This window comes from Bifidobacterium sp. LCP19S3_E9, from assembly GCF_052121135.1.
GTDB lineage: Bacteria > Actinomycetota > Actinomycetes > Actinomycetales > Bifidobacteriaceae > Bifidobacterium > Bifidobacterium thermacidophilum.
This window is the reverse complement of sequence record NZ_JBQKEV010000015.1, coordinates 1-15,950: the sequence shown is the minus strand read 5'-3', so window position 1 is coordinate 15,950 and position 15,950 is coordinate 1. Positions and strand designations below refer to the sequence as shown.

Here is a 15,950-nt window from a genome sequence, read left to right as displayed (position 1 = left end):
CACATTTTTTCGCTGTCGATGGAATACGGGGTCGTGCTCGAGGAGGTGTCGTGATTCCATAATTATCTAAGTCTCGGCCCCTTGGCATAATATGTAAGGTTACGGTCTTTGACTACGTCGTTCACGGAGGGTTCATGGGTTACAAAGTCGGCGATATGGTCGTGTATCCGCGTCATGGTGCGGCACGGGTCGATGCGATTACCGAGCGCACGGTGAAAGGCGTTACACGGCAGTACCTGCAGCTGTCTGTCCTGTCCTCCGACGGTCTGGTCATCAATGTCCCCGTGGAAAACGCGGAGAAGGTCGGGGTTCGCGATATCGTCGACGCCGATGCCGTGTCGAAGGTGTTCGGCATCCTACGCACGCCGATCGTCGAGAAGGAAATGAACTGGTCCCGCCGTTACAAACTCAATGTCGAGAAGATTTCGACAGGCGACGTGAACCAAATCGCCGAGGTCGTGCGCGACCTGTCCCAGCGCAATGTCGATGAGCACGGCTTGTCCGCCGGCGAAAAGCGCATGCTGACACGCGCGCGGAGCATCCTCACGTCCGAAATTTCGCTGTCCGAAGACATTTCCGAAGAGGAAGCGCAGCGGTTGCTTGATGTCAACCTCGGCTACGCCGACCCGCTGCCGGGCGATGACAAGCATCACACCGAGGCTCCCGAGGAGCCGGCATCGCAGACGCTTGCCCGTCTTGAAGCGGAAAAGAAGAAGTCCAAGAGCAAGAAGAAGTGACCTTGGCTTCGGTGCCGTACGGGGATTCATCCGTGCCGATTCCTCAAGAACCCCCGAACCGATGGGCTTCTGGGGTCTCGGTTCCGCAAAACCCGCTTGCGGGAATGGGGTTTGACGCCCATCGTTTCGCCAAGGACGCCCGTCCGCTGTGGCTTGCGTGCCTGAAGTGGGAAGGCGTCGGGATTGAAGGGGATTCCGACGGGGACGTCGCTGCGCATGCCCTCATTGACGCACTGTTATCAGCGGCAGGATTGGGTGATATCGGCACGCTGTTCGGCGTCGGTGCTGACAGCGCGGGAGCCGGAGCCCATGGAACCGATATGCTCCGCACAACCTGCGACACTCTGCGTGAGCACGGGTTCAAACCGTTGAACGCCAGTGTCGTGGTTATCGGCAACAGGCCGAAAATGAGTGCCAATCGCGAACAGGCGCAGCGGGCGATGTCCCAGGCCGCAGGATGCCCGGTATCCATCACCGCAACCACCACCGACGGCATGGGATTCACCGGGGCGGGGGAAGGCCTCGCAGCGATGGCGACCGCGCTGGTCGTCAAATGCGATAATCCAGGCTCGATAGTCTAGGCACGACAGTCCGGTCTATTCGAGCACTATTGTGTGTTACGCGTTGGTGGTTTTCACAGCGGAGACAGCACGCGCAATAACCCAGAAGAGGGTGGACAGCGTCACGATGATGAAGCTTGGCGGCGCCGGGAACATTGCTGAGAGCGCCAACCCACCCCAGATGGAAACCAAGCACAGCACGCTCGCCGTGCACATGGCTTTCAGCGGGGATGCGGCGATGATATTCGCGGTTGCAGCCGGGGTGACAACGAGCGCGAAGATCAGTAAGGTTCCCACTGCGGGCACCGCAATGGTGATGACTCCCGCCATAATCGCCATGAACAGCACATTCATCAGCCCGATCGGCACGCCTTTGGCCTGAGCCACCTGCTCATCCAATGAACTGAACAGCAGCGGGCGGTAGATGACGGCGAGTGCGATGACGAGTACGATGTCGAAAATCGCGAACCCGATTACCTGATCGTCTGTGATTGTCAGAATCGAGCCAAACAAAATGGATTGCATCTGTTGCGATGCCGAACTTGACAGCCGTGCGAAGAACAGGCCGAGACCGGTGGCGAAGGCTAGCACGGTTCCTGTGGCGATTTCGCGTTGCGAGGCTCTTTTGCCCAGCGCTCCAATGACGAGCGCGCCTGCGAGCGCGAAGATGCCGAGGCCCAAGGATACCGGCAATCCGAGAAGCACCGCGCCGGTCGCCCCGGGCAAACCGATGTGCGCCAAGGCGTGGGCGGCGAATGTGGAATGCCGTGCGATAGTGAAATATCCCATGGCACCGGCTGCCACTGCGATGCACAGTCCGGCGAGGAACGCGTTGTGCATGAATGGCATGCCGAGGGTCTGCGCCCACTGGGGATTGAAGGAGAAATCGATATCACTCATGTTCGGGTCATGACCTTTCTGCCGGTGCCGCTGCGGGCGCATCCGGCTGATGCTGGTGCGCATGATGGTGGAATTGCGCCACTTCGACGGGTGCATGCGTATCCTGTTCGATGTTGTCTGGCTCGTCGGGGGACGGGGTGACGAACATATCGCCTTGCGGGGTGGTCACGACTTGGACGGTCGTACCATACAAGTGGGTCAGCAGATTCGCGTCGAGTACGTCGTTCATCGCGGCGTAATGGGGATGCCCGTCGAGCAGGTACACGGCTCCGGTGAGGATCGGCAGCAGCATGTTGAGGTCGTGGGCGACCACTTGGATGGTCATGCCGAGCTCATGGTTGAGCCGCGCCAGCACGTGGACGGTTGCGCGTTGGCTGGCCAGATCGAGATTGGCGAGCGGCTCGTCGAGCATGAGCAGCTCGGGGTCGCTCACCAACGCCTGTGCGATGGCGACACGTTGCCGAAGCCCGCCGGACAGTTGCGATAAGCGGTAGGACGCTTTGTCGGCCACACCAACAAAGTCCATCGCTTTGTGGGCACGATTGCGTTGCGCCGCAGTGGTGATATGGAAGCCGAATCGTGTGCCCGTCAGGCCGAGCAGCACCGATTGCTCCGCGGTGAGATTGGAATCGATGTCCGATGTGTAACTTTGCGGCACATACCCGATGCGCTTATTGGACTTGCCTGCCGGTTCTCCAAGGACTTCCACATTGCCGTGCGACAACGGGAGCAGCCCGAGCTCGGCTTTCATCATGGTCGTCTTGCCGGCACCATTGGTTCCGACGATGGCGGTGACCGATCCGCGCGGGATTGAGAAGGTCCCGTTGCTCCAAATCACACGGTCGCCACGGCTGACCGCCGCTTGGTTGAACACGATGGCAGCCTCATGGACGGTGTTCTTTGCGGTGTTTCTTTCGCCGCTGGTATTCAGATCGCCGTCCTGGGCGGCTTGGGGCGCTGATCCTGTCATGCTGACCTCCCCGTGGATTGTCGTTGGAATCGGGCGCATCCCGTTGTCTGTCTGAAATCAAGCCGTAGGGATGTCGTATGAAAACAAGTATGACAAATGATGCTGACAATCATTCTCATTTAGTCGGGGGGTGAAACCAGGACCGCGACCAAGGTGACCAAAGCAATCGCGCAACGGTATGGAGCTCAGTCGCCCCGTTACTGCGCTGATGACGGGCTCGTGCTGCTCGACGGATCGCTGGCGGACTGGCTTGCAGAAGACGGGCTGGGGGAGGCGTCCTGCGTATTCGCATCGGTAGCGGTGCCGTCGGACGTATCGTTCGACGAGTCCTTCTCATCGGTTTGCGCGGCGGCGACCTGCTTGGTCATGGTTTCGACAAGCGAGGAAATCCAGCCGGTCAGCGTGTGCTGGTCGGAAGGCATCTGCTCGGTGATTTCAATGACGGGCACCTTGTTCGCCGTGGCCGTCTTCTTTAGTAGAGCCGCAGAATCGCTGGATTCCTGCGGATTGTCCACCAGCAGTTTTGCTTTGTCTGATTCCAGAAGCTCCTGGAACTCCTGCAAATCCGCCGGGGCCGCCTCTCCGCCTGACGTGACAGACTGCAGATAGCCTTGCGGTGTGACATCCTTGAGCTTCATATCAGACATCAGATAATAAGCGACAGCTTCGGTGGCTGCATACGTGGTGTTCCTGTGCTTCTTGGCGAAGGCGGCCATGGCATCTTCAAGGTCTGATTCCTCGCTTTGCCATGTCTTGAGACGCTTATCGAAGGACTTCTTCTTGGACGGCAGGATTTTGGAGAAGGTGTCGGCCAATTCGGTCGCCATCGCTTTGCGCGCGTCTTTCGAGAACCACAGATGCGGGTTGTCGCCGGAAATTGCGCCGACGGTGGAGGCTGCAGAGACGCTGACCGTGCCTTTGGCGATGCTCTTCGAAGCCCATGAGTCGTAGCCGGCTCCGTTGGTCACGACGACCTGGGCCTTTTGGATTTCGGCGATGTCCGAGGTCTTGGGCTCGAAATCGTGGGCATCGACGTTCGTGGAATTAAGAATCGTGGTGACCTTGACATCATCGCCGCCGATTTCCTGTGCGAGGGTGCCCCACTGATTGACGGATGCCACCACAAGGATCGGCCCCTTCGAGGCCGTGGCTGAGGGCGTCGTCGAGGAAGCAGGACGCGGGGTGGGTAAGCACCCGGCCAGGGGAAGGAGCAATGCGATGGCCGCCAGCGCCGCGAACCATGTTGCCAATCTGTTGCCAAGCCCCCGTGTGCTCATGTTGCCACCTTTTCTCTGTCTGCTGTGCCCTGTTCGCTGAACGACTCGGTCTGCTGAGCGCTCCGCATGCCGGAATGCGCGCATGTTCTCTCCCCACGATAGCTTACGATACAGAAAACGTAAGCTGCGCAGCTCCTGTCCGCTCCGGGGCGGCGCAGGCATGTTGTTGCGGTCGGGGCGGCGTCAGGAGGCACAGCATGCCCATCGTATTGGACGGCAAAAGCGTGGCTGCCCAGATCAAAGCGGATTTGAGCACCAGAGTCGCAGCCCTCAAGCGGCAAGGGATCCAACCGGGTCTCGGAACGCTTCTGGTGGGTAGTGACCCGGGCTCCGTCAAATACGTTGCCGGCAAACATGCGGATTGCGCTGAAGTAGGCATCACGTCGATTCGCCGCGATCTGCCCGCCGATGCGACCGAATCGCAGATTGTACAAGCGGTCGACGAGCTGAACGCCGACCCCGCGTGCACCGGCTTCATCGTCCAACTGCCGTTGCCCGTCGGTGTCGATGAACTCTCGGTGATTGCGCGCATCGATCCCGGCAAGGACGTCGATGGCATGCACCCGTACAATCTGGGCGAGCTGGTGCTGCACACCTCCGGCGAAATCGCCACGCCGCTGCCATGCACACCACGTGGCGTGCTGACCCTGCTTGACCATTACGGCATCGGGCTGGACGGCAAGGAGGTGTGCGTGCTGGGGCGCGGTATCACCATCGGCCGCACCATCGGGCTGTTGCTGACCAGACGGAATGTCAATGCGACTGTCACCTTGTGCCATACCGGCACCAAGGACGTGCACAAGCATATGCGCCGGGCAGATGTCATCATCGCGGCGATGGGCTCGGCCGGTTTCGTCACGCCGGATGACATCAAGCCGGGCGCCGTGCTGGTTGATGTCGGCGTCTCGCGCGTCTGGGACGAGCAGACGGGCAGGTATCGCATCAAGGGCGACGTGGACAAGGCGTGCTATGCCAAGGCCAGCGCCTATACGCCCAACCCAGGTGGAGTGGGGCCGATGACGCGAGCCATGCTGTTGGCGAATGTCGTGGAGATCGCGGAGCGCGCCTCCGCTCGCTGAACCACGTGTATATGCGGTGTCGTGCCTGCCGGTGTGGGGTAGCCCCGCAGCCGTGGCATTCCGGGGTACGACACGCCGTATTTCACCGGCGGCATTTGTGCATGGTACACGCTAAACTCAGTCAAGGTATGTCTCCAGGGGCATACCAGATAACTGAATAACGATTTTATCCATCTACTCATTAACAGAAACCACTATTTTAATGGCAGAAAACAATAAGGAAGTCACCAAGGTCGCGATCAACGACATCGGCACCGAAGAAGACTTCATCAAGGCAGTCGATTCCACCATCAAGAACTTCGATGATGGTGATCTGGTCGAGGGCACGGTCGTCAAGGTCGACCGTGACGAGGTCCTGCTCGACATCGGCTACAAGACCGAGGGTGTCATCCCCTCCCGCGAACTTTCCATCAAGAAGGACGTCGATCCCGACGATGTCGTCGAAGTCGGCGACACCATCGAGGCCCTTGTCGTGACCAAGGAAGACAAGGAAGGCCGTCTTATCCTGTCCAAGAAGCGTGCACAGTATGAGCGCGCTTGGGGCGATATCGAGAAGATCAAGGAAGCCGATGGCGTTGTCGAAGGCACCGTCATCGAAGCTGTCAAGGGCGGCCTCATCGTCGACATCGGCCTGCGTGGCTTCCTGCCTGCCTCGCTCGTTGAGATGCGTCGCGTGCGCGACCTGTCTCCGTACATCGGCCAGAAGATCAAGGCCAAGATCCTGGAGCTCGACAAGAACCGCAACAACGTGGTGCTGTCCCGTCGCCAGTATCTCGAGGAGACCCAGTCCGAGGTCCGCGAGACCTTCCTGTCCCAGCTCAAGAAGGGCCAGATCCGCGAAGGCGTCGTGTCCTCCATCGTCAACTTCGGCGCGTTCGTCGATCTGGGCGGTGTTGACGGCCTGATCCACGTGTCCGAGCTGTCTTGGAAGCACATCGATCACCCGTCCGAGGTCGTCAAGGTCGGCCAGAAGGTCACCGTTGAGGTGCTCGACGTCGATATGGATCGCGAGCGTATCTCGTTGTCCCTCAAGGCCACCCAGGAAGATCCGTGGCAGCGCTTCGCTCGCACCCACGTCCCCGGCCAGATCGTCAAGGGCAAGGTCACCAAGATCGTGCAGTTCGGTGTGTTCGTGTCCGTCGAAGACGGCATCGAAGGCCTCGTGCACATCTCCGAGCTGGCCAACCGCCACGTCGAGAACCCGGAGACCGTTGTCAAGCAGGGCGAGACCGTGTTCGTCAAGGTTATCGACGTCGATCTTGATCGTCGCCGTATCTCCCTGTCCCTCAAGCAGGCGAACGACGCTGTCGACCCGAACTCCGAGGACTTCGATCCGGCGCTCTATGGCATGCCGGCCGAGTACGACGAAGACGGCAACTACAAGTATCCGGAAGGCTTCGACCCGAACACCAACGAGTGGATCGCCGGATACGAGAAGCAGCGCGAGGAATGGGAATCCCAGTACGCCGCTGCCCACGATCTGTGGGAAGAGCACAAGGCCTTCGTTGCCAAGGAGCTGGAGAACGCCGCGGCTTCCGCAGCCGAGGACGGCCAGACCCCTCGCGAAGAGAAGGTCCAGGAGACCTCCAACTACTCCTCGAACAATGAGTCTGAAGGCACCCTCGCTGGTTCCGACCAGCTGGCCGCCCTTCGTGAGCAGCTGCTCAAGGAGAAGAAGTGAGCGATGCCAGTCATCACTGACTGACATGGTTGACTGACAAACCAACGGTATGGCCCCGGCACTTCGGTGACCGGGGCCATACCGTATCTTGCCCGGCATGTCGTGCGGCTACCATGGAAAACATGGTGATACGAATCGGACTGACCGGAGGCATCGCGGCAGGGAAAAGCACGGTTTCCCGCAGACTTGGCGAACTCGGGGCGACGATTATTGATTACGATGCCCTCGCCAGGCAGGTCGTGGAACCCGGGGGAGTGGCATTACAGCGCATCGTTGACGTGTTCGGCCCTGAGGCCGTTGGTGCAGACGGCAGGCTGAATCGCATCTGGCTCGCCAACCGTGTATTCGGTGAGCATACCGATCCTCACGCAAGGCAGCGTTTGGACGCCATCGAGCATCCGCTGATTTACGAGTTGGCCCAACGGATTGACATGCAGACTGCCCGGCAGAACAGCTCGGCCGTAATCGTCCATGACATCCCGCTACTCGCTGAAGTCCTTCATGACCTGCCCTTCAGTTTCGATCATATCGTCACAGTCGAGGCGCCGGAATCAATACGCATCGAACGCATGATTCGCACACGGGGAATGGACAGGGCACAAGCGCGAGCCCGGATCGCCAGCCAGAGCAAGCGGTCGGCCCGAATTGCCATGGCGGACACGGTCGTGGACTCCAATGTGGATGTAAAAACCATGCTCGAGCGCGTCGACTCGCTCTACGCCACTTGGCGGGATGAAGCGAGCGCGAGCGGGAGATAAGCGGTAGAAGCTGGCGGTGAGCGGGCATACTGCAATATCGAACATTTGTACGAATCACTTGATATGCTGGAAAAATCAGCATGCGGACGGGTCATGCGAGACTCAATGGGAGGACGATATGGGCATTTCCATCGAACGCACAGACAAGCCATTTGTCGTCAAGGCCCCCTACAAGCCTTCTGGGGATCAACCCCAGGCCATCAAGGAGCTCGCCGAGCGGATCAACAATGGTGAGAACGATGTCGTGCTCATGGGCGCGACCGGCACCGGTAAAACCGCAACCGTCGCTTGGCTTATCGAGAAACTGCAACGGCCGACCCTGATTCTCGAGCCCAACAAGACCTTGGCGGCGCAGCTGTGCGCCGAATTCCGTGAGCTCATGCCTGACAACGCCGTGAGTTACTTCGTGTCCTACTACGACTATTACCAGCCGGAGGCTTACATCCCTCAAACGGACACCTATATCGAGAAGGATTCCAATATCAACGACGACGTCGAGCGTCTGCGCCACGCCGCCACCGCGAACCTGCTCACCCGTCGCGATTGCGTGGTCGTCGCTACGGTGTCATGCATTTACGGCTTGGGTACTCCCGAGGAATACGCGGGTCGCATGCTGTTCCTGAAGGAGGGTCAGCAGATCGATCGTGACACGCTGCTGCGCAAATTCGTTGACATGCAATACAAGCGCAACGACATCGCCTTCACACGCGGCACCTTCCGCGTGCGTGGCGATACCGTGGAGATCATCCCCGTGTATGAAGAGCTGGCCATCCGCATCGAGTTCTTCGGCGACGAAATCGACCGGATTTCCACCCTCCACCCGATCACCGGGGACGTCATCGACCATGTCAGTCAGGTGCATATCTTCCCGGCTTCGCACTATGTCGCCGGCCCCGAGCGCATGGAACGCGCGCTGCACACTATCAAGGAGGAACTCGACCAACGCGTCGCCGAGTTGCGCAAACAGGGCAAGGAACTGGAAGCGCAACGCCTGACCATGCGCACCACCTACGATTTGGAAATGCTGACCCAGATGGGCACATGCGCCGGCGTTGAGAATTATTCACGGCATTTCGATGGCCGTGAGCCGGGCACCCCGCCGCATACCTTGTTGGATTTCTTCCCGGACGATTTCCTGCTCGTTATCGACGAGTCCCACGTCACAGTCCCACAAATCGGAGCCATGTACGAAGGGGACGCCAGCCGTAAACGCACGCTGGTCGAGCATGGCTTCCGTCTGCCTTCGGCGATGGATAACCGTCCGCTCAAATGGGACGAATTCCTTCAGCGCGTCGGGCAGACCGTCTATCTGTCGGCGACCCCGGGTGATTACGAGCTCGGGCTCTCCGACGGCGTGGTCGAACAGATCATCCGCCCCACCGGCCTGCTTGATCCGAAGATCGAGGTCAGGCCGGTCGAAGGGCAGATCGACGACCTGCTCGCCGAAATCAAGGATCGCGTAGCCAAGAACGAGCGTGCGCTGGTCACGACACTCACCAAGAAGATGGCAGAGGACCTGACCGATTACCTGCTCGACAAAGGCATCAAAGTCGAATATCTGCATTCCGATGTCGACACGCTGAGGCGCGTCGAGCTCCTGCGCGAGTTGCGTGAAGGCAAGATTGACGTGATTGTCGGCATCAACTTGTTGCGCGAGGGGCTTGATCTGCCAGAGGTTTCGTTGGTGGCGATATTGGATGCCGACAAGGAAGGATTCTTGCGGTCCTATCGTTCGCTGATCCAGACCATCGGCCGCGCCGCGCGAAATGTGTCGGGAACGGTCATCATGTACGCCGATGAAGTCACGGATGCCATGAACAAGGCGATTACGGAGACCGAAAGGCGGCGCGCCAAGCAGATCGCCTATAACAAGGAGCATCATATCGACCCCAAGCCGTTGATCAAGAAGATCAGCGACGTCAACGACATGATCGCCAAGGAGGATGTTGATACGCAGAGTCTGCTCGAAGGCGGGTATCGCAACGCCGGGAAAGCCGGCAATTCTCATCTCGGCGTGCCCAATGTCGATCAGGACGAGATCGAGAAACGGCATGAGGAAATCCTCGAAGCCGGGCTTCCGGCGCAGGATTTGGCCGATCTCATCCGTCAGATGAGCGAACAGATGCACACCGCCGCGGAACAACTCCAGTTCGAACTTGCCGCGCGGTTGCGCGATGAGATCCGCGACCTGAAAAAGGAACTTCGCCATATGACGCAGGCCCAGCAGTAGCGTAGTGCGGTCCGCAATCAGGCTGCAAGACCGTTGCGGGAGTGTATTTTGGCGAGATTGTGCAGCAATAACGTAGACCGGTTCTACAACCAGACGGCTTGTGCAACCAAGCGTCGGGAAAATCGGGAAAAGTAGGGGGCGTGCCGTCTGAAACCGCAAAACACGCTCCCATAGACGTTACACGGCGCTGCGCTTGTGGGGTGCCAAGCCTCATAAACAAAGCAATGCGTCGCGACTGTTCTGACAGCTGCATCGATGGTGCGTCAGCCGTTCTTTCTATGCTTGTTCCTATGGCAGAAACTCCGGTAGCATTCATGATCGCGACCTTCGCCGTTCTCGCGGTATTCGTCGTTGTAGACCTGTTCATCATCGGCCGCAGGCCCCACGTGCCCTCGACCAAGGAATGCGTGCAACATATCGCGTTCTTCGTCGTGGCGGCCTTGATTTTCGGTGGCATCATCTGGGCTGTCGCCGGATCGAAGCCGGCTGTCGAGTTCTATTCCGGGTGGATGACCGAATACTCGCTCAGCATCGACAATCTCTTCGTCTTCGTCATCATCATGTCGAATTTCGCGGTTCCCAAGGAGCTGCAGAAATATGTCTTGAGCGTGGGCATCACCGTCGCCCTGGTGCTGCGTGGCATCTTCATTCTCGTTGGTGCGGCGATCATCCAGCGGTTCACATGGGTGTTCTTCCTGTTCGGCGCCTTCCTCATCGTCACCGCCCTCAAACTGGTCACCGGGCACGACGATGACGAGGAATACCATGAAAACGGCATAATCCGCGCGCTGCGTAAAGTCATGAAAATCACCGACGAATACGATGGCGAAAAATTGCGTACTGTCAAGAACGGGCAACGGTTCTGGACGCCGATGCTCATCGTGTTCCTGACCATCGGCACTACGGACGTCATGTTCGCCTTCGATTCCATCCCCGCGATTTTCGGTCTGACCAAAGACCCGTTCATCGTGTTCACTTCGAACGTGTTCGCCCTGCTGGGCTTGCAGCAGCTGTACTTCCTGCTCGGCAAACTGCTCGACAAACTCGTCTATCTTCCCGTCGGCCTGTCCATTGTGCTTGGATTCATCGGCATCAAGCTCATCATGGAGGCGCTGTCGGGCAATTCGCTACCGTTCATCAACAGCGGACACCCGGTGTCATGGGTGCCGGAAGTGCCGACTTGGCTGTCCTTGCTCGTGATTGTGCTCGCATTGGGTGGTTCCGCTGTAGCCAGCGTGCTCAAGATGAAGCAGGAGGATCGCAAGGAACAGGCGCAGCAGGTTTCAGACGGCGCCTGATGTAACGGTTCGCAGGCCCCCGACCCTGTCCTGATTGCCCGGCGGTAACACGCGGACATATCGACGGTGAACGCGGTATGAAGCCGATGTGAGCGTTCACAACACAGTTGCCTGAATGGTTGGCGCATGGTGGGGAAACCGAGTAGACTAGCACACGGAAACAGGATTCCCACCTGTTCAATAGAAAAGTAAGTTGAAACAGAGGCAGGTATTCATGCGTAAAGCAAAGATCGTCGACACGATCGGTCCAGCCACCGAGTCCCTCGAAGGCATCACCAAGCTCGTCGAAGCCGGTATGGACGTCGCGCGTCTCAACCGCTCGCACGGCACCCCTGAGGATCACCTCAAGGTCTACAACAACGTGCGTGCGGCTTCCAAGGCGACCGGCCGCAACGTCGCTGCGCTGGTTGACCTGCAGGGTCCGAAGATTCGCTGCGGTTGGTTCAAGAAGAACGCCGAAGGCGAAGACAAGGTCGAGCTGACCGAGGGTCAGGAATTCATCATCACCACCGACGACGTCGAGGGCGACGAGCACATCACCTCCACCACGTTCAAGGGTCTGCCGGGCGATTGCCATCCTGGCGACCCGATTCTCATCGATGACGGCAAGGTTCGTCTCGAGGTCACCAAGGTCGAGGGCAACAACGTGTACACCAAGGTTGTTGTGGCCGGCCCGGTTTCCAGCCACAAGGGCATCAACCTCCCGGGCGTCGCAGTTTCCCTGCCTGCTCTGACCGAGAAGGACGAAGCCGATCTGCGCTGGGCCATTCGCACTGGCGCCGACATCATCGCCATGTCCTTCGTGCGTTTCGCAACCGATATCGACCGCGCCCACGAAATCATGGATGAGGAAGGCCGTCGCATCCCGATCGTCGCGAAGATCGAGAAGCCGCAGGCTGTGGCGAACCTCGAAGACATCGTCAAGGCCTTCGACGGCATCATGGTCGCCCGTGGCGATATGGCCGTCGAAATGCCGTTCGAAGAGGTCCCGCTGGTCACCAAGCGCTGCATCGAGCTGGCACGCCAGTATGCCAAGCCGGTCATCGTGGCCACCGAAGTGCTCGGTTCCATGGTGCATTCCCCGGTTCCGTCCCGCGCTGAGGCTTCCGATTGCGCGAACGCCGTGCTTGACGGCGCCGACGCGACCATGACCTCCAACGAGACCGCCGTCGGCGAGTACCCGACCGAGACCGTCAAGACCATGTCCCGCATCTCCGGTTACGCCACCGAGCACGGCTTCGACCGTATCCCGGCACTGAAGAACCTGGATATGTCCAACAGCGGTGCTGTGTCCTCCGCGGCTGTTGACCTGGCTGAGAAGGTTAACGCGAAGGCCATCGTGGCCTACACCCAGACCGGCAACACCGTGCATCGCGTGTCCCGCGAACGCCCGGCTGCTCCGATCTACGGCCTGACCACCAACGAGCACACCTATCACTGGCTGGCTCTGAGCTGGGGCACTGAAGCGTTCCTGCTCGACGAGGACTACCACGACAAGAACCGCAGCGACCTCATGGTGTTCACCGACAAGGTGCTGCGCGCTGCTGGCAAGGTCGCTGATGGCGATCGCATCGTGGTGCTGAGCTCCGCTCAGGGTGAGCATCGCCCGGGCAGCACGGATTCCATCTACGTGCACACGGTCGGCGCTTGCGACTGAGCCACTTGCTGCGATGAGCAGCGCTGTGCGGGGTTGGCGCATCCCAACCCCGCATGATTCATACTGCGCGATTCGATGGTTCGGATTGCACGGTCGTTGATGACAAGATTGCAAACGCAATTGGCCTCCCACACATTGCATGTGGGAGGCCAATTGCGTTTGTTGCGCTACTTCAGTAGTGCAGTTGTTAGCGTGCGCAGCACCACTGGGATTCGCGTTTACTTGGCTTTGCGTTCTGCGCGTGCCTTGGCAATGCGCTGAATCAGACGCGGATGGGCGCCCGCATGCTCCGCTTCCTCCGCCGCAAGATGCTCGCGCAGCCGCATGACGGCGATGATTGTCTTCGCGTCGATGATTGTGCCGTTGAGGATCATATCCGAGGCTTCCTCGGGGGTGATGAGACGGACGTCTGGGCGAGGAGTCTCCGGACCGAGTTCCCCGCGTTCGACGGCGGTCAGACCTGTCGCGAAGAACACCGCGGTATGCTGCGTGGAAAAGCTCGGCGTATTGATGAAACGCACGACCTGCACCAGCTCCTTGGCCTCATACCCGGCCTCCTCGCGCAGCTTGCGTACGGCGACATCATGCGGACGCTCGTTGGAATCCAAGGCGTGGCCGGCCGGTATTTCCAAGGTCCAGCGATGCGTAGGCAGGCGGTACTGCTCGACCAGGGGGATGCGGCCGTCATCAGTCAGTCCGATGATACCGACCGTGTCGCCATTGTTCTCTTCGACGATGAACCGTTCGAAATGCCCGACTTTCGAGGAATCGAAAGATACCTGGTCCACATTGAAATAGTGGCTTTGCATGATTTGCCGGCGAGATTCCTCTTTGACTGGGGCAGGACGCCACGGATCGAACTTGCGGAAGGTTGTCTCACTCATTGTTCCTCCTTGATAACCGCTCAAAACAGCTCGGAGCGGTGGGTGCATCAGCTCTCATTCTACGCCGTTGAGGTGTGCTGTCACTGGGCATGTCCGCCTTCCTGGAGGATTCGGCTTGCGGCGAACTCGGACCCGGTGGCTTGCATTTGTTCCCTTCTCCGGGTACGCCGAGACGCGACAGTGTGCACCCAGAAAGCTGTTGGTCGCGCTGCTGGTCCTCGGTCCGTTGACGTGTGCGTGAGACCGCCGACTTCACGCACTGTCGTTACGTATGTGTTGTTGCCATCACACAGCGAGCGCCGGCACCGGCAGCGGTGCGATCAGCACGGTCGAGCCGGTGTGCAGCGTAGGAGGCAGCTCGCTGGCAGGCAACTGGATGGTCAACGGTGTGCCGCTGCCGGTGAGCACCGCATCCATACGGACGAGAGCGCCCAGGAAGTGGATGACGTTGACCCCGTGTCTCGATGCCGTTGAGACCCTCACAATCCGCTTTTGGAGCATCTTCTTCGGAACCGATGGCAATCAGCGCGATGTTCTCGGGGCGTACGAGCACGGTGACATCCCCGGTACGCGATCCCTTGAGCAAGGGGGATGCGCTGGCCGAAGACTTCGGCTTGTGTGCCGTCGGAATGGCCGGGCAGACGATTGGTCAGGCCGATGAAGGTTGCCACGTATTCGGTTGCTGGCTTCCTTGAGCTTCTCGAAGGAGTCAAGGCCGGGCTGCAGGTTCTTGATCGTACCGCCGGACAGCTGGTTTGCCATCAGGAACCCGTTGAATGCGGCGCCCGCTTCGGCAGGTTTGCCGTTGAGTGCGACGGTTCCGGCGAACTTGGGGTCAAGCAGATTGTCCAACTTGGTGATGTCGCCGTACTTGTCGGCATTCCAACCGATGGACATGATGCCGGTGTAATCGGCGACATACTTGCCGTCGGCGTCCTTGACGGAATTGGGGATATCGTCCCACGCCTGCACTTTGTATGCGGCGAACTGGTCGGTGTTGGTTGATGCGACGGCCAGACCCAGGTCGTAGACGTCGGGTGCGGCATCAGTGCCCTTATTCGTCTTGCCGGCGTCGATTTCCTCCTTGGAGGAGGCGTTCGGGGTGAGCTCGGTGATCTTGATCTTCGGATACTTCTTCTTGAATGCAGCGATGACTTCGCCGTAATCAGACCAGTCGTGCGGCAGGGCGATGACGTTGAGCGCGCCTTCCTTCTCGGCAGCGGCGACCAGGTCGTCCATCGTGCCGAAATCCTTGAGTGAAGTCGCCTTCGCGGATTTCTCGTTGACCGTCACGGCCTTGCCTGACGACGCAGACGAGGAAGAGGAGGATCCGCATGCCGCCATGGACAGGGCGAGTACCGCTGCCATGGGGATGGCGATTGCCTTACGCAGGGAAATCATATGTGCCAGTCTTTCCTGAGATTGATTTCATTCGTTGGTTGTTGTGTCTGTATGGACAGAAGGCACTATGTGCGTGCGGATTGAAGCGGGATTGACGTTGACATGAATCTTCGGTGGGGTATGGTGTCGCGAAATTGAACTCATAATGAATCGCGATTGTGTGGCGGTATGTTGAGGCCAGCCAGCACGCCGTTAAAATAGTTCTTTGCTCCTGCCGACGCTGAGACACCTTTGAGCGTCGGTAGAGGGTTTTGCCGACGCTGAGCGGTTGGTGGGCGTCGGTAGAAGGTTGCAGGGACAAGCAGCGACTCGCGTGTTGGCCACCCTCATTGTCGGGTTACAATCTCACGAACTGGTGACGTTGGCTTCTGGTTTTGCGTGCGCGGTTTGTGGGGTATACAAACTGGGGCCTATAGGAACTAAACGTGGTGTTTATGATGCCGGTCAGGCCAAGTGGCTGTAGGCGTGTCGGCGTGCGTTTAACGTGACGTGTCGTTAAAAAGGCCGTCCGAGTGCCG

The 15,950-nt window shown here is 59.1% G+C and carries 12 protein-coding genes and 2 pseudogenes; 8 read left to right on the top strand and 6 right to left on the bottom strand.

Annotated elements, in window-relative coordinates; translation table 11 throughout:
* The first annotated feature begins 134 nt into the window (after window positions 1-134).
* Both ACTQYB_RS07810 and ispF read left to right on the top strand, forming a co-directional pair.
* Window positions 135-737: a CarD family transcriptional regulator gene (locus ACTQYB_RS07810; protein ID WP_015450396.1), complete on the top strand. Its 603-nt coding sequence runs from the start codon at window positions 135-137 to the stop codon at window positions 735-737.
* Window positions 738-841: 104 nt separating this feature from the next.
* A complete protein-coding gene (gene ispF, locus ACTQYB_RS07805) occupies window positions 842-1,318 on the top strand; it encodes a 2-C-methyl-D-erythritol 2,4-cyclodiphosphate synthase (RefSeq protein ID WP_441482364.1) in 477 nt (158 codons plus the stop codon).
* A 36-nt stretch (window positions 1,319-1,354) separates the two neighbouring features.
* Here the strand turns inward: ispF and ACTQYB_RS07800 are convergent, their stop codons facing one another.
* The 3 genes and pseudogenes from ACTQYB_RS07800 to ACTQYB_RS07790 all read right to left on the bottom strand — a co-directional run bounded on the left by ACTQYB_RS07800 (window position 1,355) and on the right by ACTQYB_RS07790 (window position 4,288).
* Window positions 1,355-2,197: a metal ABC transporter permease gene (locus ACTQYB_RS07800; protein ID WP_441482363.1), complete on the bottom strand. Its 843-nt coding sequence runs from the start codon at window positions 2,195-2,197 to the stop codon at window positions 1,355-1,357.
* 358 nt (window positions 2,198-2,555) lie between these two features.
* A pseudogene (locus tag ACTQYB_RS07795) lies at window positions 2,556-3,167 on the bottom strand (ATP-binding cassette domain-containing protein); the annotation flags it as partial.
* A gap of 197 nt (window positions 3,168-3,364) precedes the next feature.
* Window positions 3,365-4,288 (bottom strand): metal ABC transporter solute-binding protein, Zn/Mn family, encoded by a 924-nt coding sequence (locus ACTQYB_RS07790; RefSeq protein WP_441482362.1) that lies wholly within the window; start codon window positions 4,286-4,288, stop codon window positions 3,365-3,367.
* Between the two features lie 353 nt (window positions 4,289-4,641).
* Between ACTQYB_RS07790 and ACTQYB_RS07785 the strand changes: the two genes are divergently transcribed.
* The 6 genes from ACTQYB_RS07785 (at window position 4,642) to pyk (ending at window position 13,147) form a co-directional block, all read left to right on the top strand.
* Entirely contained in the window at window positions 4,642-5,523 is an 882-nt protein-coding gene (locus ACTQYB_RS07785; RefSeq protein ID WP_441482361.1) for a bifunctional methylenetetrahydrofolate dehydrogenase/methenyltetrahydrofolate cyclohydrolase, read from the top strand.
* 202 nt (window positions 5,524-5,725) lie between these two features.
* Window positions 5,726-7,204, top strand: coding sequence for a 30S ribosomal protein S1 (gene rpsA, locus ACTQYB_RS07780; RefSeq protein ID WP_033505431.1), 1,479 nt, complete (start codon window positions 5,726-5,728; stop codon window positions 7,202-7,204).
* Window positions 7,205-7,326: 122 nt separating this feature from the next.
* On the top strand, window positions 7,327-7,962 hold the full coding sequence (gene coaE, locus ACTQYB_RS07775) for a dephospho-CoA kinase (protein ID WP_412170256.1): 636 nt from the start codon (window positions 7,327-7,329) through the stop codon (window positions 7,960-7,962).
* Window positions 7,963-8,080: 118 nt separating this feature from the next.
* Complete coding sequence (gene uvrB / locus ACTQYB_RS07770) at window positions 8,081-10,192, top strand: excinuclease ABC subunit UvrB (RefSeq protein ID WP_441495920.1); 2,112 nt, start codon at window positions 8,081-8,083, stop codon at window positions 10,190-10,192.
* Between the two features lie 290 nt (window positions 10,193-10,482).
* Window positions 10,483-11,490 carry a TerC family protein gene (locus ACTQYB_RS07765; protein WP_033505437.1) on the top strand — a complete coding sequence of 336 codons (1,008 nt, stop codon included), beginning with the start codon at window positions 10,483-10,485 and terminating at the stop codon, window positions 11,488-11,490.
* A gap of 214 nt (window positions 11,491-11,704) precedes the next feature.
* A complete protein-coding gene (gene pyk / locus ACTQYB_RS07760) occupies window positions 11,705-13,147 on the top strand; it encodes a pyruvate kinase (protein WP_029576322.1) in 1,443 nt (480 codons plus the stop codon).
* A 218-nt stretch (window positions 13,148-13,365) separates the two neighbouring features.
* Here pyk and ACTQYB_RS07755 read toward each other — a convergent pair whose 3' ends face one another.
* The 3 genes and pseudogenes from ACTQYB_RS07755 to ACTQYB_RS07745 all read right to left on the bottom strand — a co-directional run.
* On the bottom strand, window positions 13,366-14,031 hold the full coding sequence (locus tag ACTQYB_RS07755) for an NUDIX domain-containing protein (protein ID WP_412170258.1): 666 nt from the start codon (window positions 14,029-14,031) through the stop codon (window positions 13,366-13,368).
* Window positions 14,032-14,316: 285 nt separating this feature from the next.
* The gene (locus tag ACTQYB_RS07750) at window positions 14,317-14,514 is read right to left on the bottom strand and encodes a hypothetical protein (RefSeq protein ID WP_321046482.1); all 198 of its coding nucleotides are present in this window, start codon (window positions 14,512-14,514) and stop codon (window positions 14,317-14,319) included.
* Window positions 14,515-14,709: 195 nt separating this feature from the next.
* Window positions 14,710-15,432: pseudogene (locus ACTQYB_RS07745) on the bottom strand (ABC transporter substrate-binding protein); the annotation flags it as partial.
* Window positions 15,433-15,950 lie beyond the last annotated feature (518 nt).